The 18,582-nt window shown below is 72.1% G+C and carries 18 protein-coding genes and 1 pseudogene; 4 read left to right on the top strand and 15 right to left on the bottom strand.

Annotated elements, in window-relative coordinates; genetic code table 11:
• From OM076_RS19545 to OM076_RS19520, 6 genes and pseudogenes are all read right to left on the bottom strand, one after another.
• Positions 1-565 (bottom strand): annotated as a pseudogene (locus OM076_RS19545) (AlgP family protein); the annotation flags it as partial.
• A 30-nt stretch (positions 566-595) separates the two neighbouring features.
• Positions 596-853, bottom strand: coding sequence for a hypothetical protein (locus OM076_RS19540; protein ID WP_270041731.1), 258 nt, complete (start codon positions 851-853; stop codon positions 596-598).
• A gap of 100 nt (positions 854-953) precedes the next feature.
• Positions 954-1,700, bottom strand: a complete 747-nt coding sequence (locus OM076_RS19535; RefSeq protein WP_270041730.1) for an NlpC/P60 family protein — start codon at positions 1,698-1,700, stop codon at positions 954-956.
• Between the two features lie 80 nt (positions 1,701-1,780).
• On the bottom strand, positions 1,781-2,848 hold the full coding sequence (locus OM076_RS19530; protein ID WP_270041729.1) for a trans-sulfuration enzyme family protein: 1,068 nt from the start codon (positions 2,846-2,848) through the stop codon (positions 1,781-1,783).
• Entirely contained in the window at positions 2,845-4,233 is a 1,389-nt protein-coding gene (locus tag OM076_RS19525) for a cystathionine beta-synthase (protein WP_270041728.1), read from the bottom strand. The genes OM076_RS19530 and OM076_RS19525 overlap by 4 nt, the downstream gene beginning before the upstream one ends.
• A gap of 22 nt (positions 4,234-4,255) precedes the next feature.
• A complete protein-coding gene (locus OM076_RS19520; protein ID WP_270041727.1) occupies positions 4,256-4,681 on the bottom strand; it encodes a hypothetical protein in 426 nt (141 codons plus the stop codon).
• Between the two features lie 213 nt (positions 4,682-4,894).
• Between OM076_RS19520 and OM076_RS19515 the strand changes: the two genes are divergently transcribed.
• On the top strand, positions 4,895-6,112 hold the full coding sequence (locus OM076_RS19515; protein WP_270041726.1) for a sigma-70 family RNA polymerase sigma factor: 1,218 nt from the start codon (positions 4,895-4,897) through the stop codon (positions 6,110-6,112).
• A gap of 9 nt (positions 6,113-6,121) precedes the next feature.
• A complete protein-coding gene (locus OM076_RS19510; RefSeq protein ID WP_270041725.1) occupies positions 6,122-6,754 on the top strand; it encodes an O-methyltransferase in 633 nt (210 codons plus the stop codon).
• Between the two features lies 1 nt (position 6,755).
• Here OM076_RS19510 and OM076_RS19505 read toward each other — a convergent pair whose 3' ends face one another.
• From OM076_RS19505 to OM076_RS19480, 6 genes are all read right to left on the bottom strand, one after another.
• Positions 6,756-7,577: a L,D-transpeptidase family protein gene (locus tag OM076_RS19505; protein WP_270041724.1), complete on the bottom strand. Its 822-nt coding sequence runs from the start codon at positions 7,575-7,577 to the stop codon at positions 6,756-6,758.
• 76 nt (positions 7,578-7,653) lie between these two features.
• The gene (locus tag OM076_RS19500) at positions 7,654-8,313 is read right to left on the bottom strand and encodes a ferritin-like domain-containing protein (protein WP_270041723.1); all 660 of its coding nucleotides are present in this window, start codon (positions 8,311-8,313) and stop codon (positions 7,654-7,656) included.
• Positions 8,310-8,891 carry a ferritin-like domain-containing protein gene (locus tag OM076_RS19495; RefSeq protein WP_270041722.1) on the bottom strand — a complete coding sequence of 194 codons (582 nt, stop codon included), beginning with the start codon at positions 8,889-8,891 and terminating at the stop codon, positions 8,310-8,312. Before OM076_RS19495 ends, OM076_RS19500 begins: the two co-directional genes overlap by 4 nt.
• Entirely contained in the window at positions 8,888-9,367 is a 480-nt protein-coding gene (locus tag OM076_RS19490; RefSeq protein ID WP_270041721.1) for a hypothetical protein, read from the bottom strand. Before OM076_RS19490 ends, OM076_RS19495 begins: the two co-directional genes overlap by 4 nt.
• Before the next feature lie 109 nt (positions 9,368-9,476).
• The gene (locus OM076_RS19485) at positions 9,477-10,979 is read right to left on the bottom strand and encodes a long-chain-fatty-acid--CoA ligase (protein WP_270041720.1); all 1,503 of its coding nucleotides are present in this window, start codon (positions 10,977-10,979) and stop codon (positions 9,477-9,479) included.
• A 16-nt stretch (positions 10,980-10,995) separates the two neighbouring features.
• On the bottom strand, positions 10,996-11,439 hold the full coding sequence (locus OM076_RS19480; RefSeq protein WP_270041719.1) for a hypothetical protein: 444 nt from the start codon (positions 11,437-11,439) through the stop codon (positions 10,996-10,998).
• Between OM076_RS19480 and OM076_RS19475 the strand changes: the two genes are divergently transcribed.
• On the top strand, positions 11,332-14,016 hold the full coding sequence (locus tag OM076_RS19475; protein WP_270041718.1) for a helix-turn-helix transcriptional regulator: 2,685 nt from the start codon (positions 11,332-11,334) through the stop codon (positions 14,014-14,016). The two genes, OM076_RS19480 and OM076_RS19475, sit on opposite strands and share 108 nt — an antisense overlap.
• 125 nt (positions 14,017-14,141) lie before the next feature.
• On the opposite strand, the gene OM076_RS19470 is transcribed toward OM076_RS19475, so the two are convergent.
• Genes OM076_RS19470 through lysA form a run of 3 tightly spaced genes read right to left on the bottom strand, consistent with a single transcriptional unit; the run spans position 14,142 to position 17,615 of the window.
• On the bottom strand, positions 14,142-14,972 hold the full coding sequence (locus OM076_RS19470) for a universal stress protein (RefSeq protein ID WP_270041717.1): 831 nt from the start codon (positions 14,970-14,972) through the stop codon (positions 14,142-14,144).
• Positions 14,969-16,396 carry an amino acid permease gene (locus tag OM076_RS19465; protein WP_270041716.1) on the bottom strand — a complete coding sequence of 476 codons (1,428 nt, stop codon included), beginning with the start codon at positions 16,394-16,396 and terminating at the stop codon, positions 14,969-14,971. The genes OM076_RS19470 and OM076_RS19465 overlap by 4 nt, the downstream gene beginning before the upstream one ends.
• A gap of 19 nt (positions 16,397-16,415) precedes the next feature.
• Complete coding sequence (gene lysA, locus OM076_RS19460; RefSeq protein ID WP_272598204.1) at positions 16,416-17,615, bottom strand: diaminopimelate decarboxylase; 1,200 nt, start codon at positions 17,613-17,615, stop codon at positions 16,416-16,418.
• A gap of 153 nt (positions 17,616-17,768) precedes the next feature.
• Between lysA and OM076_RS19455 the strand changes: the two genes are divergently transcribed.
• Positions 17,769-18,530, top strand: coding sequence for an SDR family NAD(P)-dependent oxidoreductase (locus tag OM076_RS19455; RefSeq protein WP_270041714.1), 762 nt, complete (start codon positions 17,769-17,771; stop codon positions 18,528-18,530).
• Positions 18,531-18,582 lie beyond the last annotated feature (52 nt).

Below are 18,582 nucleotides of genomic sequence, written 5' to 3'. Positions count from 1 at the left end.
CGGCCGGCTTCGGCTTGGCGGCGACGGCCGGCTTCGGCTTGGCGGCGGCCTCCGGCTTGGCGGCGGCGGCCGGCTTGGCTGCCGGCTTCGGCTTCGCGGCGGCGACCGCCGTCGGCTTGGCCGCCGGCGCCGCCTTGACGGCCGGCTTCGGCTTCGCGGCGGCGGCCGGCTTGGGCTTCGTCGCCGCGGTCTTCGCGACCGGCCTCGGCTTCGCCGCGACCGGCGGGACCGTGGCCGCGGGCGGCGTGGGCTTCGGCTTGGCCCTCCCCTTCGCGACGGGCTTGGGCGGCTTGTCGGCAGGACCGGCCTTGGCGGTCGACGCACGGCCGGAGGGCTTGACCGTGGCGGCGCGGGCGGCCGGCCTGCGCTTCGCGGTGCCCGACTTCGGGGCGGCCGGGGCGCCCGGCTTCGGAGCGCCCACACCCGACGGCGACGGTGAGGGCGAGGTGGAAACGGGCGGCGGGACGGTCGTGTCGTCTTCGCGGTTCAGGAGCCCCGCGCCGACCTCGACGGCCTTGCGTGCGGCTTCCACGGCGGTATCGAGCAGCTTCTTCTGGAGAGACATCGGAGCTAGTCTGCCCCGGCCTCCGAACGGCTAAGCGGCGAGGGCGAGCGACGCGTCGCCGCAGGCCAGCGCCAGGGCCTCGCTCGCCGACAACCGCTCGACGAGCTCGCCGCCGTCCGGCAGGCGCAGCTCCCCGGTGACGCGGCCGCCCATGAGCGCCCGCGTGAAGTGGAGTTCGAGCTCCCCCGCCACGAGGTCCTGAGACCGCTCCCACGCAGCGTCCACCTCGGCCAGCACATGGTCAGGCGGGCTGAGAAGGGGGTCGTGGGCGTGCGTGAAGCGGTGCATCAGGGGGTCCTCCAAGTGGTCCAATCGCTTGCACTCCGATTGATCGACCCACCCAGGGCCACACGCATGGGGTGCAAACCCCAAGGCGCCTGAAAATGTCCTAAAGGCCCGCGGGGTGCCGCGCCACGAAACCGGCCGTCGAGCGCCCCTCGTTGATCCACCGAGAACCGGTGACCCGCTGGGCGGAGGTGTCGAAGCGGATGCCCGCCACCTCGAGGAAGACGTGGCCCGCGTTGGCGTAGATCGTGACCCACTTGCCCTTGCCGGCCTCGCCCCACGACATCAGGGGCCCCGACGCCATCGGCTCGCTCAAGAGGCCCGCGGCCGCCAGCGCGAACGACACCGACCCCGAGCAGTCATAGCCCGTGTCCTGCCACTTGCCATGGCCGCCGCCCCAGATGTAGGGCGTGCGCGCGATGCCGTTACCGGCCTCGATGATCTGCTTGACGGCCTCGGGCGCTTCCAGCGGGGGAAGTGCGACGCCGTTGCCCAGCGCGATCGCATGGTCGACCGCGTTGCTGCCTCCGCTCGCGGGGTTCTTCCCGCGCACGGCGGACGACGCCGCGCGCGAGGGCGCCTTGTCGTTGCCGCCCAGGCCGGGGTCGGCCGCGGCCTCCTCGGCGGCGGACGGTGTGCCGCCGGCGACCGGCTGCACCGCCTTCGCCCGCGAGCCAGGAAGCGGCGGGAGCGAGACGGCGTCGTCGGACTGAGGCGCCACCAGCGGCGTCTTGGCGGCCGCCACGGCGGCGGGCGCCGGCTGGTCCTGGCCGGAGGCGCCCAGCGCGTACCAGCCACCGCCGAGCGTGGCGAGGCCGGCCGCGGTGGCCATCAGAGCGATCCGACGCATCCAGGAAGAATGCCCGCGTTTGCGTCGATTGGACGTAAAGATTCCCACCACGCAACACATCGGCGCGAACGGCGCACGACTTAACCGATCGCCTGGGCGAGATCCTCGACGAGATCCTCCGCCGCTTCGATCCCGCACGAGAGCCGCACGAGGTCGGCCGGCACGGCCGCGCCGGAGCCCTCGACGGACTGGTGCGTCATCGCCTGCGGCAGCTCGATCAGCGACTCCACGCCGCCCAGCGACTCGGCGAGCGCGAAGATCCGCGTCGCGGCGACGATCTTCTTCGCCTCGGGATGCCGGAACGAGACCATCCCGGACAGCCCGGGCCAGCGGATGTCATACACGCCGTCGACGTCCTGCAACCACTCGCTCACGACGCGAGCGTTCTCCGTGTGCGCCGCCATCCGCAGGTGCAGCGTGCGCAGCCCGCGGTGAACGAGGAAGCAGTCGAGCGGCCCGGGGACCGCTCCGATCGAGTTCTGCACGAACCGCACCGACGCGTGCCGGGCCTCGTCGCGAACGATGACCGCGCCGCCGATCGCGTCCGAGTGGCCGCCGAGGTACTTCGTCATCGAGTGCACGGCGGCGTCCGCGCCGAGCTCCAGCGGACGCTGGTAGACCGGCGTCGCGAACGTGTTGTCGACGGCGACGAACGCGCCCTGCGCACGGGCGACGATCGCGGGGATGTCGACCACTTTGAGCGTCGGGTTCGTCGGGGTCTCGACCCAGACCAGCCGGGTGTCGTCGCGGACGGCGCGCTCGACCGCGTCGAGGTCGGTCTGATCGACCATCGTGTACTCGAGGCCCCAGCGCGAGAGCACCTTGTCCACCAGGCGGTACGTGCCGCCATAGAGGTCGTCGGGGATGACGATGTGCGAACCGGCGTCGCAGACCGCCGTGATCAGGGCGTGCTCGGCGGCCATCCCGGAGGAGAAGGCGCTCGCGAGCCCGCCCTCGAGGTCGCCGAGTCCCCGCTCGAGTGCGTCCCGCGTCGGGTTCGCCGAGCGCGAGTAGTCGAACTGGTCGCGGAACTCGCCCGGTGCGGTCTGCACGTAGGTCGTGGACTGATGGATCGCGGGGATCACGTCGCCGAAGCCCGGGTCGGGCTCCAGGCCGGCGTGGACCGCGCGGGTCGCGAAGCGCGTCATGTGGTCACCAGGGACTCGAGGAGGTCGGTGCGGGTCACGATGCCCACCGGCCGGCCGTGCTCGGAGACGATCAGCGCCTGCGACTCGCCCGTCAGCAGCTCGACCGCCTCGCGCACCGGATCGACGGTCGAGACACCGGAGAACGGCGCCTCCATCACGGCGCTGATCTCCGAGGACATCACCGCCGGGTCGCCCATCGCGGCCTTCAGCAACCCGCGCTCGCCGACCGAGCCCACGACCGTGTAAGGATCGTCGGCGCTGACCACGGGCAGCTGCGAGACACGGTGCTCGTGCAGGAGCGTGATCGCGTCGCGCACGTGCTGGTGGGTCTGGACGACGACGAACGGCGGGATCTCTCCCGCGCGCGTCTTGTCGCGCAGGACGTCGCCGACGGTGCGATCCGCGCCGCGCTCCAGGAAGCCGTACTGCGTCATCCACTCGTCGTTGAAGATCTTCGACAGGTAGCCGCGACCGCCGTCCGGGAGGATCACCGCGACCATCGCGCTCGGGTCTGTGATCCCGCGCGCGACCTCGAGCGCGGCGTGCATCGCCAGCCCGCACGAGCCGCCGACCAGCAGGCCCTCGGTCTCGGCCAGGCGGCGCGTCGTCAGGAAGGCGTCCTTGTCGGAGACCGTCACGTAGCGATCGACCAGCGACGGGTCATACGTGGCCGGCCAGAAGTCCTCCCCCACGCCCTCGACGAGGTACGGGTGGACTTCCTCGTTGGAGTAGATCGACCCGACCGGGTCAGCGCCGATCACTTCGATCTTCGGGTTCTGCTCCTTCAAGTACTTCGCCAGGCCGGTGATCGTCCCGCCCGTCCCGACGCCGGCGACGAGGTGCGTGATCTGCCCGCCCGACTGGCGCCACAGCTCCGGCCCGGTCGTGACGTAGTGCGTCTCCGGGTTGGCCGGGTTGGCGTACTGGTTGGGCTGGAAGGCGCCCGGGATCTCGCTCGTCAAGCGGTCCGCTACGCGGTAGTAGGCCTGTGGCGAGTCCGGCGATACATCGGTCGGCGTGACGACGACCTCCGCCCCATACGCGCGGAGAAGGTCGATCTTCTCGCGCGACATCTTGTCCGGCATCACCGCGATCACGCGGTAGCCCTTGAGTCGAGCGGCGATCGCCAGGCCGGTGCCGGTGTTGCCCGAGGTCGGCTCGATGATCGTGCCGCCCGGCCGCAGCCGGCCGTCGCGCTCGGCCGCCTCGACCATGCGCATCGCGACGCGGTCCTTGATGGAGCCGCCCGGGTTGAAGTACTCGACCTTGGCCACGATCTGGGGTGCGCACCCGTGGCCGATCCGGCTCAGGCGGACGAGAGGGGTCTCGCCGACTGTGTCGAGGATGGAGTCCTTGATCTCTGCTGACGTGGCCGTCGGGGTCATGGAAGCGACTATAGGCCGCGTCTCATCCCTCGGACGGTGCGCCGTCCCCAGGCTTGTAACCAGTCTGGCCGCCGGGCAATTCGGTCTTGGCGATCTGGCCCTGCTCGATCAGCTTCGCGAGCGTGTTGTAAGTCACGGCGCGCGAGATCTTCGTGACGTCGGAGATCTCCGCCGCGCTCACGCCGGGACGCTCGCCGACGACGCGCACGATCGCCTCCCGGTTCGCTCCCCGCGGTGCGCGGGGCTTGACCTTGCGCGGGCTCGCGCTCTTGGTCGTCACGCGTGCCGACGCGGCCGTCGTCGCAGTCGTCGCGAACGGCGGCGTGGCCAGCGCGGAGCGCAGCCGATCGCGTTCGCGCAGCAGCGGATCCACGTTCGCCAACTCGCGTTCGACCTCCTTGAGCCGCTGCTCAAGGTCCCGTCGCAGATCACCAATGAAATCGCTCAACTCAAGTTCCCTTCCGCCGCCAACGGCGCGTGAGGGTATCGAGGCGCGAAAAATGTCGCTATTTGCACACGTTTCACGGAGTGGATGGGAGCGAGAAACCGCTCGATCCGCCTCAATACCAGCAAGAGGGCGACGGAAAGGATTCACGAAGTGGCGGCATTGGGCGAGCGCGAGTCCGCTGGGCACGGACACAGCGCACGGAGGGTCGAGGCGATGGTGACGCGCCATGGCGCCGCCGTCCTGCGCGTCGCGAACCAGTTCTCCCTCTGCCACGACGACGCGCTCGACGCCTACCAGCGCGCGTTCGAGATCTACCTGCGCAAGCTCGACACCGTCGATCCCGCGACCGAGGGCGCGTGGCTCCGCGTGGTCGTCAAGCACGAGGCGATGGCGATCCGCCGCGGGCGGCTGGACTCCGTCGACCGCGAGGACGTCGACCTGGACTCCAGCGTGCACGGCGGGCTGCGCGAGGTCGACGACGAGGTCGCGGGCGGCGAGCGCATCGACCGTTCCGTCGAGGCGCTGCGCGCTTTGAAGCCGGACGAGGCCCGGGCGCTGCTGCTCAAGGCCGAAGGTCTGTCCTACCAGGAGATCGGCAAGCACTTCGGCTGGACCTACACCAAGGTCAACCGGTCGATCACCGAGGGCCGCGCACGGTTCCTGAAGGTCTTCACCCGGCTCGAAGAGGGCGAGGAGTGCGAGACGCACGCGGAAGCGCTGTCCGCTCTGGCGGCGGGGAGCGCGACGAGCGCGCAGGTCGTCTCGATCCGCCCGCACCTGCGCCATTGCGCGACGTGCCGCGCGGCCGTCCGCGACATGCGCTTCTCGCGCACGCGGCGCCTGGCGCTGCTGCTCCCGCTCGGGTGGCTCACGCGCCTGGTCTCCCGCTCGGACGTGGCGCTGTACGCGACCAACGGCGGCGGGCGGTTCGGGCCCGCGGCGGCGGTGCTCGGGATCTGCCTGAGCAGTGTGGGTGCGGGCGCGGCGTGCGTGATGTCGGGCGCGCTCCCGGCGCCGCCGCTGATCGCGCACCTGCAGAGCAAGCCGGAGACTCGCGCGCCGGTGGTCAAGCGGGTTGTGGCGAAGCGCAAGCCGCCGGCCGCGCGGGTCGCGCAGACGACGCCGACCCCGTACGCGTACGCGACGCCCGCGCCGACGGTCACGGTGAAGCCGCAGCGGGTGAAGACGAAGACGGTGCGGACGAAGGTCACGAAGCACATCACGCCGATCGCCAAGCGCGGGGCGGGCGGCGAGTTCGGCTTCGAGGGCAAGGGCGGGTCGGCAGCGGCGACGCCGTCGCCGCCTGTGGCATCCGCGGCGAGTGCGGGCGGCGGTTCGAGCTCGCACTCCAGCTCGAGTGGCGGCGGTGGCGGCGCGGCGAAGGCGAGTTCCTCCACCGGCGGCGAGTTCAGCTTCGAGGGCGACGGCTAGCGTGGAGGCATGTCGCGCACCTCGGATATCCCCGGCCTGACGGACTACCTGACCCGGCTCGCGGGGCAGGACGACACGCTCGCCCGCGTCAACCGCGAGACGGGCGAGCTGCCGCACGGGGGCATGCAGTCGCGGCCCGATCAGGGCGCGCTGCTGACGATCCTCGCCAAGACGGTCGGCACGCGGACGGCGGTCGAGGTCGGCACGTTCACCGGCTACGGGGCGATCTGCATCGCCCGTGGGCTCGCGGACGGCGGTCGCCTGACGTGCTTCGAGTACGACCCCGAGTACGCCGAGATCGCGCGCGGCAACCTCGACTCGGCGGGCGTCGGCGACCGCACGACGATCGTGGTCGGCCCGGCGATCGAGGGCCTCGCGACCTTCACCGAGGAGATCGACTTCGCCTACGTCGACGCCGACAAGCCGGGCTACCCGGGCTACTACGACGCGCTGCTGCCGAAGCTGCGCAGCGGCGGGATGATGGTGCTCGACAACACGCTGTTGGGCGGCCGCGTGATCGAGGCCGGCGACGACCGCACCCGCACGATGGCCGAGCTCAACACCCGCATCGCGAACGACCCCGCCGTCGATTCGGTGCTGATCGGACTGGCCGACGGCATGACGATCGTTCGCAAACGCTGAATCAGCGGATCGTCAGCGGCGTCCCGATCGGCAGCTCGCGCGCCAGCCGGACGATGTCCGCGTTGCGCAGGCGGATGCACCCGTGGGAGACCGCGCCCGGGATCAGGCCCGGCTCGTCGGTCCCGTGGATGCCGACGTACCCGCCGCCCGGCCAGTCCGTCAGCGTCTCCGATCGGGCGCTGGTGCCGAGCGCGATCGGCCCGTAGAACTTGCTCGAGAAGCGGGTGAGGATGTTGCGCACGACGAACTGCCCGCGCGGCGTCGGCGCGTCCGGCGCCCCCACGCCCACCGGCACGCGCAGCACGGCCCGCCCGTCCTTGAGCAGCGTCAGCCGCCGCTTGGCGACGTCGACGATCACCCGCGTGCGCACGGTCCCGTAGGCGCCGAGCGCGGCCCGCGGCACCCACCCGGTCGTGCCGTTCGGCAGTGCGGGCAGCCGGACCTTGACCCACAGGTGGCGGCGGGCGAGCGGCAGGACGATGTTCGTCGTCGCCTCGGGCGTCAGTGCGCGAAGCGTCCCGACCGCGCGGGCGCTCCGTGACGGCGCGGCGCGAGCGACGACGTCGTCGCGCACCGCGGCCCACGTCGTCTCGTCGCGATGGCGGGCGAGCGGGACGGGCGCGCCGATCTTGAACGCCGCCTTCGGCGCGGGCGGCAACTGCGCGGCCTGCGCATCCGGGTCGCCCGGCGACACGCGCGCCGGCGACGATGACCCCCGCGGGACGAGCGCGGCGACCGCGAGGATCGCCGCGACGGCGAAGAGGCCGGCAGCGACGAGCAGGAGGCGCGAGCGCGGCCGGCGCCGACCGGCGACGAGCGTCACCGTGCGGCCCCGGAGGCCCGCGGCCGACGCGGACCGGCGGCGAGCGTCGTGGGGGGTGGACGCCGGCTCTCCCCGCTCACCCCGTGAACTTCGGCTTGCGGCGGCTGCGGGTGTTGACCACGAAGTGGGTGTCGGCCACGATCGCCAGTGTGCTCCTCATCGAGCGCGGCTCGTCGAACGCGTCCGCCGCCGGCACCTCACCCGCGAGGCGCCGGATCCACGCGGCATGGCGCGCCTCGACGGAGTGGATCGCCAGCGCGGGAACCAGATACGCGCGGCTCTGGATCAGCGGCGCCTGGCCCTTGTAGGCCGCGACCGCCAGATCTTCGAACGCGACCGCGGTCTTGCGGAAGCTGTCGGCGTCCTCGGTCGCGCCGCGGAAGTCGAACTTCGGTCGCTTGACCGCGCGGGAGCCGAGCACCTCGCGGAACGCCTTGACGTGCGCGCGCTCGTGGGCGGCCACGGTCTTGGCCTGCGTCTCCAGCGCGCCGCTCAGCGTCCCCAGCCGCTCGACCTCGCTGTAGAACGAGTCCTGGACGTACTCCAGGGTCAGCGCGTAGTTGAGGATCGCCTCGTCGCGCTTGCCGATCGCGGCGGAGGCGGGTGTCGTCGAGGCGGCCAGCAGCGCCGCGCTGCCCAGCGCCGCTCGCCGGAAGAACCCCGCGCGCGTCGTGCCGTGCAGCGCATCCAGCGCCTCGGCGATGGCGTCGTCACGGTCGATCTCGGAGAGGATCATTGGACGTACCCGCTGCCCTTCAAGGTCTCGACGACGCGCTCTGCGGGGATGGACGGCTCGGCCGCGTCCGGCGCCGGGTTCATGCCACGTAGGTCCCTGATCCACGCGGCGTGGCGGGACTCGACGGACACGAGCTTCGCCGCCGCGGCCAGCGACGGCTTGGTCAGGTTCGGCGCCTGCGCGGTGTAGGCGGCGACGCCGAGGTCCTCGAGCTTGAAGGCGGCCAGCGAGTACTTCTCCTCATCGCTGGTGTCCTCGCCGAAATCGAGCTTCGGCGGCTTGCGCGCGGCCGAGCCGAGCGCCGACTTCAAGAACGCGATGTGCTCCTGCTCCTGCGCGGCGACCGTCGCGGCGAACGTCTTCAGATCGCCGGTGAGGTTGGCCCGCGAAAGCGCTTCGGTGTGAAAGCCCTGCTGGACGTACTCGAGCAGCAGTGCGAAGTTCAGGATTTCCGCGTCCTGCTTCGCCGACGGTGCGGAGACCGCCGGCTCGGCGTGTTCGCCCAGTACGACTCCGCCGACGGCGACCGCGCCCAGCGCAACCGCTCCCGCTTCCAGCATCGTGCGTCGCGAGATCAATGTGGTTCCTCCTGCTTGGCCCGCTTCGAGGCGGCCGCGCGCTGTTCCCTGAGCGCGGCCTTGAAGGTCGGAGCGCCGTTCGGCGGCGGGGGCGGAGGCGGAGCCGGGCGCGCCGGTTCCGGGTAGTCGCGCCACTGGAAGCGCTTCGGCGCGGGCGGCTCGACGGCGGGTGAGTCACCCGCGGCCTCGGCGGCTTCGAGACGCTCGCGCCGGCGGCGCCGCCCGATGCTCAGGCCGAGCCCGAACGCCAGCAGCGCGGCGACGATGACGGGAATCACCCAGCCGGTGCCGCCGTCGTCCTTGACCGGCGGCGCGGCACCCGCCTGGCGTGGAGTCGGGGTGGCCGCGCCCTCGGTCGCCGCCTCGGAGGGGGTCGCCGTCGCCGGCGCGTCCTCAGGCGCGAGCGGGTACGCGTTCCAGAGCTCCTTCGGGGACGGCGTGGACGTCGCGTCCTGCGCCCAAGCGGGGGACGCCATGGGCAGCGCTACGAGCAGCCCTACGATCGCCAGAAACGTCCGTGCTCTAACAGTCAGGTGTTCAGCGTAACGGGATCGCAGCAGGCCTGCACGGGGAACTGGCGCGTTACTACTCCAGCGCTTCGGGAGCCTTGATCTCGCGCTTGAGGATCTTGCCGGTCGGGCCCTTGGGGAGCGCTTCGGAAAACCAGATCTGGCGCGGATACTTGTATGCGGCGACACGCTCTCGGGCATACGCACGAAGGTCGTCGGCGGATGCCTCGGCACCTGTCTTCAATACGACAGCGGCCGCGACCTCCTCGCCCAGCGAGTCGTCCGGCACACCGACGACGGCGACCTCCGAGACCGCCGGATGCTCGTAGAGCACCTCCTCGATCTCGCGCGGGTAGACGTTGTAGCCGCCGCGGATGATCATGTCCTTCTTGCGGTCGACGATGAAGAAGTAGCCGTCCTCGTCGACCGTCGCCATATCGCCGGTGGCGAACCAGCCGTCGCGCATGACGTCGGCGGTCGCGTCCGGGCGGCCCCAGTAGCCCTTCATCACGTTGTGGCCGCGGATGACGATCTCGCCCACGCCGCCCTGCTCGACGTCAGCGCCATCGTCGTCGACGACCTTCATCTCGACGCCCGCGATCGGGGTGCCGATCGAGCCCGCCTTGCGCTCGGCGTCGGGGTGGTTGAAGGACGCCACCGGGGACGTCTCCGACAGCCCGTAGCCCTCGAGGATCATGCAGTCGAACGCCTGCTCGAACTGCTTCATGATCTCGCCCGGCATCGCGGAGCCGCCGGTCACGCACACCCGCAGCGACGACGTGTCGGCGTCCTCGTGGCCGGGCGCGTTGAGCATCGCGTGGTACATCGTCGGGACGCCCTCGAGCACCGTCACCCGGTCGCGGGCGATGATCTCCAGCGCCTTGGCCGGATCGAAGCGCGGGATCAGCGTCAGGCACGCCCCGTGGGCAATTGCGGCGTTGAGGCCGCACGTCTGGCCGAAGGAGTGAAACAGCGGCAGCGCGCCGAGGATCACGTCCTCCTCGCTGACGCCGATCAGCGTTCGCGCCGTGACCGTGCAGTTCTGGCGCAGGTTGTCGTGGGTGAGCTCGGCGCCCTTCGGGGTGCCCGTCGTCCCGCTCGTGTAGAGGATCACGGCCGTGTCGTCGCCCGTGCGCGGCTCGTCCTCCGGCGCGCGCGGCGCGGCCATCAGGAGCTGCTCGAACTCCCCGGGCATGACCGGGATGACCTCCGCGCCGGCCTCCGCGGCGCCCGTCTCCGCGGCCTCGGCGAAGCCGTGCCACGCGAACACCGCCTTCGCGCCCGAGTCCTTGAGGTAGAACGCGACCTCGCGGCCCTTGAGCAGTACGTTCATCGGCACGACCACGCCACCCGCCCGCAGGATGCCGTAGTAGGCGGCACCGAAGTACGGGACGTTGGGCAGCATGATCCCGACGCGGTCGCCGGGGGCGATGCCCTTCTCCTTCAGCAGGCCCGCGACCCGCGAGGCCGCCTCGTTGAGGAAGGCGTAGTTGAGGACGGAGTCGTCGAGCTTGAGCGCCGGCCGGTCGCCGTGCTCCGCCGCGGTCGCCGTCAGCAGCTGGGCGAGGCTGGTGGACATGAGCGCGACCCTACCGTCATGAGAACGGTTTGGCCGCCATCGCGAAGATCGTCACCAGCACGAGCGCGCCGAGAAAGCTCTCGCTCGCCAGGTAGCGCCGGTAGACCGCGGCGTACTCGGCGGTCGACGGGTCCAGCGCCGCCAGCCGCTTGACCGCGGGGACGACGACCGCGCCGCCCACCACGGCGATGATCGCGATCGCGCCGACTCCGATCGAGACGAACGGATCGCCCCACCGGTGCCCGTCGCTCGCGAGGTAGATCCCGAACGCCAGCACGAGCACGGTGAACGGCCCGGTGAGGACGTTGTTGAGCCGGTACTGGGCGGAGTGGAGCCCGTTGAGCGCCTCAGGATGGTGGCGGCGGACGTACGGGACGAGCAGCGGCGCGCTGAGCGGGAGCCCGTACGCCGCGACGACCGCGATGATGTGCGCTGCGACGACGACGGTGTAGGTGCTCACCCGTCACAGCATGCACCCGAGCTCCCCTGGAGAACTCCCCTGACTTTTGCGCTGCTCGAACGCGAGGACGAGCGCGCCGCGCTCGCGGCGACGCTGAGCGGTCCCGGTGGGTGCGTGCTCGTCAGCGGCCCGGCGGGGATCGGCAAGACCGCGCTGCTCGAGGAGACCCGCGGGCTCGCCCCGCGGGTCCTGACCGCCCGCGGGTCGGAGCTCGAGCGCTCGTTCGCCTTCGGCGGCGTGCAGCAGTTGTTCGCGGGTGTGCGGGTGCCGGACGAGGGCGCCGCCGCCCACGCCGCCGCGGCGTTCTCGGTCGGCGGCGAGCCCGACCACGCCGTGCTGCACGGCCTCTACTGGCTCACCGCCGGGCTCGGCCCGCTGGCGATCGTCGTCGACGACGCCCACTGGCTGGACCGCCCGACCCTGCGCTGGCTCGCGTACATGGTCAACCGCATCGCGGACCTGCCGCTCGCGCTGATCCTCGCCGCCCGCAACGACGAACGTGACGAGTTGCTGTCGCGGATCGCGCTGCACGCGTCGACGCGGGTCATCGAGCCCAAGCCGCTCTCGCCCGCCGCGGTTGCCACCCTCGCGGGTCCAGACCGCGCGGACGCGATCCACGAGGCCAGCGGCGGGATCCCGTTCTACGTCCACGCACTGGTCGCCTCCGCGGACGAGGTGCCGCGCCCGGTGATCGAGTCGATCGCCTTGCGCCTGGACGCGCTCCCACCCGCCTGCCTCGCGCTCGCCCGCGGTGTGGCGGTCGCCGGGAGCGGCGGGACGATCGCCGCGCGCCTGGCCGGATTGGACGTGCGCACCGCCGTCGAGGCGGCCGAGGCCCTGGGCCGCGCGGACATCCTCAACGGCGACGGCTTCGCCCACCCGCTCGTCCAGCAGGCCGTCTACGCGGCCATCCCGGCGGCGCAGCGGGGAGAGATGCACGCGTTCGCCGCGCAACTCGTCAACGGGCCCGAGCGCGTTGCCGCCCACGTCCTGGCCTCAGGGCCGGGCGGCGGCGTGAAGGCCGCGCGGGCGCTGCGGGCCGCGGCCGCCGCGGCGTGGGCGCGCGGCGCGCCCGACACCGCGGTCAGCTACCTGCGCCGCGCGAGCGAGGAGCAACTGCCGCGCGCGGAGCTCGTCCCGCTCCTGCGCGAGCTCGCCCGCGCGCTCGTCGCGACCGACGGGCCCGGTGGCCTGCCGGCGCTGCGCGAGGCGCTCGCGCTGGCACCCGCCGGCGAGCGCGAGGCGATCGTCCTCGAGCTCGGCCGCGCGCTGATGGTCCAGGGCTATTTCACCGATGCCGCCGAGGCGTTCGCGCGCGGCGCGGGCGAAGAGGCGCGCACCGAGCTCGCAACGGTGAGCGTGCTCGACCTCGCCCTGGTCCGGCGCGCCGGCGGGCTCGACGCGCTGGCGGCGCAGCTCCCCGCGGGCGCGTCGGCGGTCGGCGCGTGGATCGAGGTCGCCCGCCGTCCCCCCGCGGAGACGGGCGCCGATCACGCCGAGCTGGCCCTCCCGGACGCCAAGCCGTCGTCGGTCGCGGGCGCGCTCGTCGCGTTGATGGCCGCCGGGCGGCTCGAGCGGGCGGATGCGGCGTGGACCGCGGTGGCCGACCGCGCACGGGCCGGCGGGGAGCTCGAGGTGCTGCGACTCGCGATCGCGCTGCGGGCGATCGTGCGGGTGCGGCAGGGGCGGGTCGTGGAGGCCGAGGCCGATCTCCGCGTGCTGCTCGGGTGGGTGGGTGAGCTCGCACTGCCGTTCGGCGACTACCGGATGGCGCTGCCGTGGGTGATCTCCCCACTCGTCGACGCGCTGCTCGAACGCGGCCACGTCGACGAGGCACAACAGTGGGTCAACGTCACCGGCCTCGACGGCGACTGGCCGGAGGTCTTCGGCTTCACGTTCCTGCTCGACTCCCTCGCCCGCCTACGGCTGGCGCAGGGTCGTGCGCCCGAGGCGCTGAACCTCGCACGGGAGTGCGGCCGCCGCCAGCGCGCGTGGGGCATCCGCAACCCGGGCTTCTTGGCATGGGACTCGACCCTCGCCGCCGCCGCGTTCGCCACCGGCCGCGTCGAGGAGGCGCTCGACGCCGCCGACGAGCAGATCGACCTCGCCGCGGCGTTCGGCGTGCCGCGCGAGCACGGGATGGGGCTGCTCGCCAAGGCGCGGATCACGGGCGATGCGGAGACGCTCCGCGCCGCGGTCGAGACGCTCGCCGCCTCACCCGCCCGCCTCGAGTACGCCCACGCCCTCGTCGAACTCGGAGACCGCGAGTCGCTCCGTCAAGCGCTCGAACTCGCCGAGCGCTGCGGCGCGACCGCGCTCGGATCGCGGGCGAGAGACGCGCTGGTCGCGACGGGCGCCAAGCCCCGCCGAGCGGCGCTCACGGGCGCCGCCGCGCTCACCGCCACGCAGGAGCGCGTCGCCCGCCTCGCGGCGGGCGGGCAGTCCAACCGCGAGATCGCCGAGCGGCTGTTCGTCACCGAGAAGACGATCGAAGGCCACCTCGGCGCCGCCTATCGCAAGCTCGGCATCGCCTCCCGCACCCAGCTCGCCCAGGCACTGCAGACCGACCCGACGTAGCGATCGCCGCTTGGCCGCGACGGCCGGGTCGGGCAGCACCCCCAACGACTAGGGGGTCAGACCCCTTAACATTTGTTTTGGCTCTGCAGCTGGGTTCGCAATGTTGAGGGGTCTGACCCCCCCGTTCAGCGCGGGACGACGACGACCGGCACCGGCGAGTGGCGCACGATCTTCGCCGAGCGCGACCCGAGGAACACCCGCGCGACCGGGCCGAGCGAGCTCGAGCCCACGACGAGCACGTCGCCGTCGGCCCAGTCGACGTCCTCGAGCGCCTCCTCCCACGATTCCCCGCGCCCGATGACGAGGTCGTAGCCGTCGCCGAGCGCCGCCGCGACGTCGCGCTCCCACTGCGTCACGATCGCGTCCTCGCCCTCACGCCCCACACCCGCCTCGATCGGCGCCCGCGGCCGCACCGCGAGCGACGTCACCCGCAGCGCGGCGCCAACGTCCGCCGCCACCTTCCCGGCGGCGACGACCAGCGAGTCGTCACCACCGCCGAAGGCCGCCGTCACGCGCCGCACCGGGCACCCGCCCCGGCAGCGGAACCCACGCGGCGCCAGCGCCAAGGGAACCGGCGAGCTGTGCACGAGCCGGTCCGAGACGCTGCCCAAGGACACATGGCCCAGCGCGCCGTGCGACGCCGAGCCGAGCACGATCAGCCGCGCGTCGGCCTCCTCGGCGACCTCGATCAACCCGGCCGGGGTCGAGCGCGCGTGGTGGACCACGAAGCGCGCGTCGGACGGGAGCCGCAACCGTGCCTCGGAGAGCGCCGCCTCCGCGGTCTCCCCCAGCTCCGCCTGGTACTCGGCGTCGACGCGCGCCGGCCCGGGCGACCAGGGACTCGGAACGACGGCGGCGACGAGCAGGTCCTCCCCGGCCGAGCGGGCGAGCATCCCGGCGAGCTCCAGCACCGCCCGCCCGCGGCCGTCCGGCGCGAAGCCGACGACGAAGGTCACTTCGCCTTCCCCAGCTCGGAATGCCTGATGCCGTAGACGAAGTACCAGGCAAGCGCCACCGACGCCCAGATCAGGAAGACGTAGATCGTCACCGCCCGCAGGTCCTTGATGATCCAGAAGCAGCCCGCGATCGAGAGGATCGGCGTCACCGGATAGCCCGGCACCTTGAACCCGCGCGGCAGGTCCGGCGCGGTGCGCCGCAGCACCATCACACCGACCGAGACGACCAGGAACGCCACCAGCGTGCCGATGCTCGTCATCTCCGCGAGGAAGTTGATCGGCAGCACACCCGCCAGCAGCGACACCACGACGGCGACGATGATCGTCGCGGGCACGGGCGTCATCGTCTTCGGGTTCACGCGGTGAAACAGCGGCGGGATCATGCCGTCGCGCCCCATCGCGAACAGGATCCGCGTCTGGCCGTAGATCACGACGAGCGTGACGCTGAAGATCGACACGACCGCGCCCGCGGCCAGAACCGTGGCCGGCCAGGTCGACCCGGTGACGTCCTCCAGGATCGCGGCGAGCCCCGCCTCCTGACCGTCGAACGCGCTGACCGGCTGCGCGGCCACGGCGACGATCGCCACGGCGACGTACACCGCGGTCACCACGACGAGCGAGATGATGATCGCCAGCGGCATCGTGCGCCGCGGGTTCTTGACCTCCTCGCCGGCGGTCGACACCGCGTCGAGCCCGATGTAGGAGAAGAAGATGATCCCGGCCGCCGACGTGATCCCGTTGAGACCGAACGGCGTGAAGTCCGACAGGTTGTCCGAGCTCCAGCCCTGCAGGCCGAGCACGACGAACAGGACGAGCACGCCGAGCTTGATCATCACCATCGCCGCGTTGACCTTCGCGGACTCGCTCGCGCCGCGGATCAGCAGCAGCGCGCACAGCCCGACCAGGATCACGGCGGGCAGGTTGAAGATCCCGCCCGCCTCCGGCGCCTGCGACAGGTTCTCGGGGATCGTGAAGCCGAACAGGTTGTCCAGCAGCTCGTTCAGATATTGCGACCACCCGACCGCGACCGCGGCGGCGCTGACGCCGTACTCGAGCAGCAGGCAGGCGGCGACGACCATCGCCACGCCCTCGCCCAGAGTCGCGTACGCGTACGAGTACGAAGAGCCCGAGACCGGCACCGCGCTCGCGAGCTCCGCGTAACAGATCGCGGTCAGCCCGGCGACCGTGCCCGCGAGCACGAACGACCAGATCACGGCGGGCCCCGCGACCGGCACCGCCTGCGTGAGCACGATGAAAATGCCGGTGCCGATCGTGGCGCCGATCCCGAACATCGACAGCTGGAAGAGCCCGATCGAGCGTGCCAGCTCGCCGTGCTCGGTGTCCGTCCCCGCCTCCGCGGTCATCGCGGGTACGGGCTTACGACGCAGGACCTGCTGAAGCAGGGGCTGCTTGACCGTTGCCATCTCTCTCCTCTGGGTCGAGCTACTCGACGTCGCGCGCGAGCAGGTCCTGCCAGCTCTCGCGCCGCACCACAGCGCGGGCCGTGCCCGCGCCGGCGAAGACCACCGGGATCCGGCGGTTGCCGTTGTAGTTGTTGGCCATCGTGTGGCAGTAGGCACCGGTGGCCGGGACGGCGAGCAGGTCGCCGACCTTTGGGGCGTCCAGGCGGACGCCGTCGACGAGCACGTCACCGCTCTCGCAGTGCCGGCCGACGACCGTCACAAGCTCCTCGCCTCCGAAGCGGTCGGCGATCGCGGCCTCGAAGCGCTGGTCGAACAGCGCGACCTCGAGGTTGTCGCCCATGCCGCCGTCGACCGCCACGAACGTGATCGCGCCGCGCTTGACCGTGACGACGCGATAGAGCGTGAACGCGGCCGCGGCGACCATGCTGCGGCCCGGCTCGATGATGATCTCGGCGGCGGGCGGCAGATGCTCGCGCGCGGCTCCGATCAACGCGTCGAGGTATGCCGCGACCGTCGGCGGGTGATCGGCGTACGAGTAGCGCGCGCCCAACCCGCCGCCGAGGTCGTAGATGTCGAACTCACCGAGCGCGGCGACCGGCGCGACGGAATCCGCGAACGGCCCGACGTCGAGGATCTGCGAACCGACGTGGACGTGCACGCCGCGCATCCGCAGCTTGGTGCTGCGCTCGATACGGGTGATCAGCCGCGCGGCGTCCGCGGGCATCAGCCCGAACTTCGAGCCTTCGTGACCGGTGAGGACGTGGGCGTGGGTGTCGGCGGTGACGCCCGGGATCACCCGCACCAGGACGTCCTGCGTGCGGCCGGCGGGCACCGTCGCCTCGAGCCGGTCGACGTCGTCGGCGTTGTCGACCACGACGAGCCCGATGCCGTGCTCGACGGCCATGGCGATCTCCTCGTCGCCCTTGGCGTTGCCGTGGTGCACGATCAGCGCCGGATCGACGCCGGCCTTCAAAGCCGTGACGATCTCGCCCCCGCCCGCGACGTCGAGCCCCAACCCCTCCTCGACCATCACCCGCTGGACCGCGGTGGCGGGGAACGCCTTGGAGGCGAACACGACCCGCGAGCGCGGCCAGCGCGCCGCCAGCTCCGCGAGGTACTCGCGCGCCCGCTCACGCAGCGCGGGCTCGGCGACGATCAGCGCCGGCGTCCCGAACTGCTCGGCGAGCGCGTCCGCCCGGCAGCCCCCGACGCGCAGCATCCCGTCGGCGTCGCGGCCTGCGCCCGGTGGGAAGAGCGTGAGAAGGTCGTCCACGGCCGGGAACCTATTCCCGCCGCACCCGGCGCGCCTTCGTGGAAAGTCCAAGGCGACCCGCCGGCGTTCGTTGCCGCGACGGCCGGTAGCGTGCCGGAGATGCCCGTGCTCGACCGCTTCCGTCTCGACGGCAAGGTCGCCGTCGTCACCGGCGCCTCCTCCGGCCTCGGGGCGGCGTTCGCCGTCGGCCTGGCCGAGGCCGGCGCCGACGTCGTCATCGCCGCCCGCCGCGCCGACCGCCTCAAAGGCACCGCATCCCAGGTCGAAGCGCTCGGCCGCCGCTGCGTCGCGGTCACCGCGGACGTCTCGCTCCCGGACGACTGCACGCGCGTCGTCGCGGAGGCCGTCGACGGGCTCGGCAAGGTGGACATCCTGGTCAACAACGCGGGCGTCGGCACCGCCGTCCCGGCCACGCGCGAGACGCCGGACGAGTTCCGCCGCGTGATCGACGTCAACCTCAACGGCTCCTACTGGATGGCGCAGGCGTGCGGGCGGGTGATGAAGCCGGGTTCGAGCATCGTCAACATCGGCTCCGTCCTCGGCCAGACCACCGGCGCGCTCCCGCAGGCGGCGTACGCGTCGAGCAAGGCCGCGATCATCGGGCTCACGCGCGATCTCGCCGCGCAATGGACCGGCCGCAAGGGCATCCGCGTCAACGCGCTCGCGCCCGGCTTCTTCCCGAGCGAGATGACGGAGCAGTACCCCGACGGCTACCTGGACGCGATGATGATCCGCGTGCCGGCGGGGCGGGCGGGCGATCCGGAGGAACTGGTCGCGGCGCTGGTCTTTCTCGCGAGCGATGCTGCTTCCTATGTAACCGGGATCGTCCTTCCGGTTGACGGCGGGATGCTGACTACCTGAAAGGGGAGGCAGCCGCACCCACGGGCTTCTCATCAGGAATAGGGTCGTGGCG

The organism is Solirubrobacter ginsenosidimutans, assembly GCF_027587205.1.
Note: the sequence above shows the minus strand (reverse complement) of the source record. Positions and strands in the feature narration are given on the sequence as shown.

Bases quoted from the DNA above. Each gene is read 5' to 3' on its own strand.
- OM076_RS19490 (WP_270041721.1), bottom strand. From the start codon at position 9,367: ATGGCGTCCCCCGCTTGGGCGCAGGACGCGACGTCCACGCCGTCCCCG.
- OM076_RS19465 (WP_270041716.1), bottom strand. From the start codon at position 16,396: ATGGCAACGGTCAAGCAGCCCCTGCTTCAGCAGGTCCTGCGTCGTAAG.
- OM076_RS19475 (WP_270041718.1), top strand. From the start codon at position 11,332: ATGGTGGCGGCGGACGTACGGGACGAGCAGCGGCGCGCTGAGCGGGAG.
- OM076_RS19500 (WP_270041723.1), bottom strand. From the start codon at position 8,313: ATGATCCTCTCCGAGATCGACCGTGACGACGCCATCGCCGAGGCGCTG.
- OM076_RS19515 (WP_270041726.1), top strand. From the start codon at position 4,895: ATGGTGACGCGCCATGGCGCCGCCGTCCTGCGCGTCGCGAACCAGTTC.
- OM076_RS19530 (WP_270041729.1), bottom strand. From the start codon at position 2,848: ATGACGCGCTTCGCGACCCGCGCGGTCCACGCCGGCCTGGAGCCCGAC.
- OM076_RS19535 (WP_270041730.1), bottom strand. From the start codon at position 1,700: ATGCGTCGGATCGCTCTGATGGCCACCGCGGCCGGCCTCGCCACGCTC.
- OM076_RS19485 (WP_270041720.1), bottom strand. From the start codon at position 10,979: ATGTCCACCAGCCTCGCCCAGCTGCTGACGGCGACCGCGGCGGAGCAC.
- OM076_RS19525 (WP_270041728.1), bottom strand. From the start codon at position 4,233: ATGACCCCGACGGCCACGTCAGCAGAGATCAAGGACTCCATCCTCGAC.
- OM076_RS19540 (WP_270041731.1), bottom strand. From the start codon at position 853: ATGCACCGCTTCACGCACGCCCACGACCCCCTTCTCAGCCCGCCTGAC.
- OM076_RS19455 (WP_270041714.1), top strand. From the start codon at position 17,769: ATGCCCGTGCTCGACCGCTTCCGTCTCGACGGCAAGGTCGCCGTCGTC.
- lysA (WP_272598204.1), bottom strand. From the start codon at position 17,615: ATGCTGCGCGTCGGGGGCTGCCGGGCGGACGCGCTCGCCGAGCAGTTC.
- OM076_RS19510 (WP_270041725.1), top strand. From the start codon at position 6,122: ATGTCGCGCACCTCGGATATCCCCGGCCTGACGGACTACCTGACCCGG.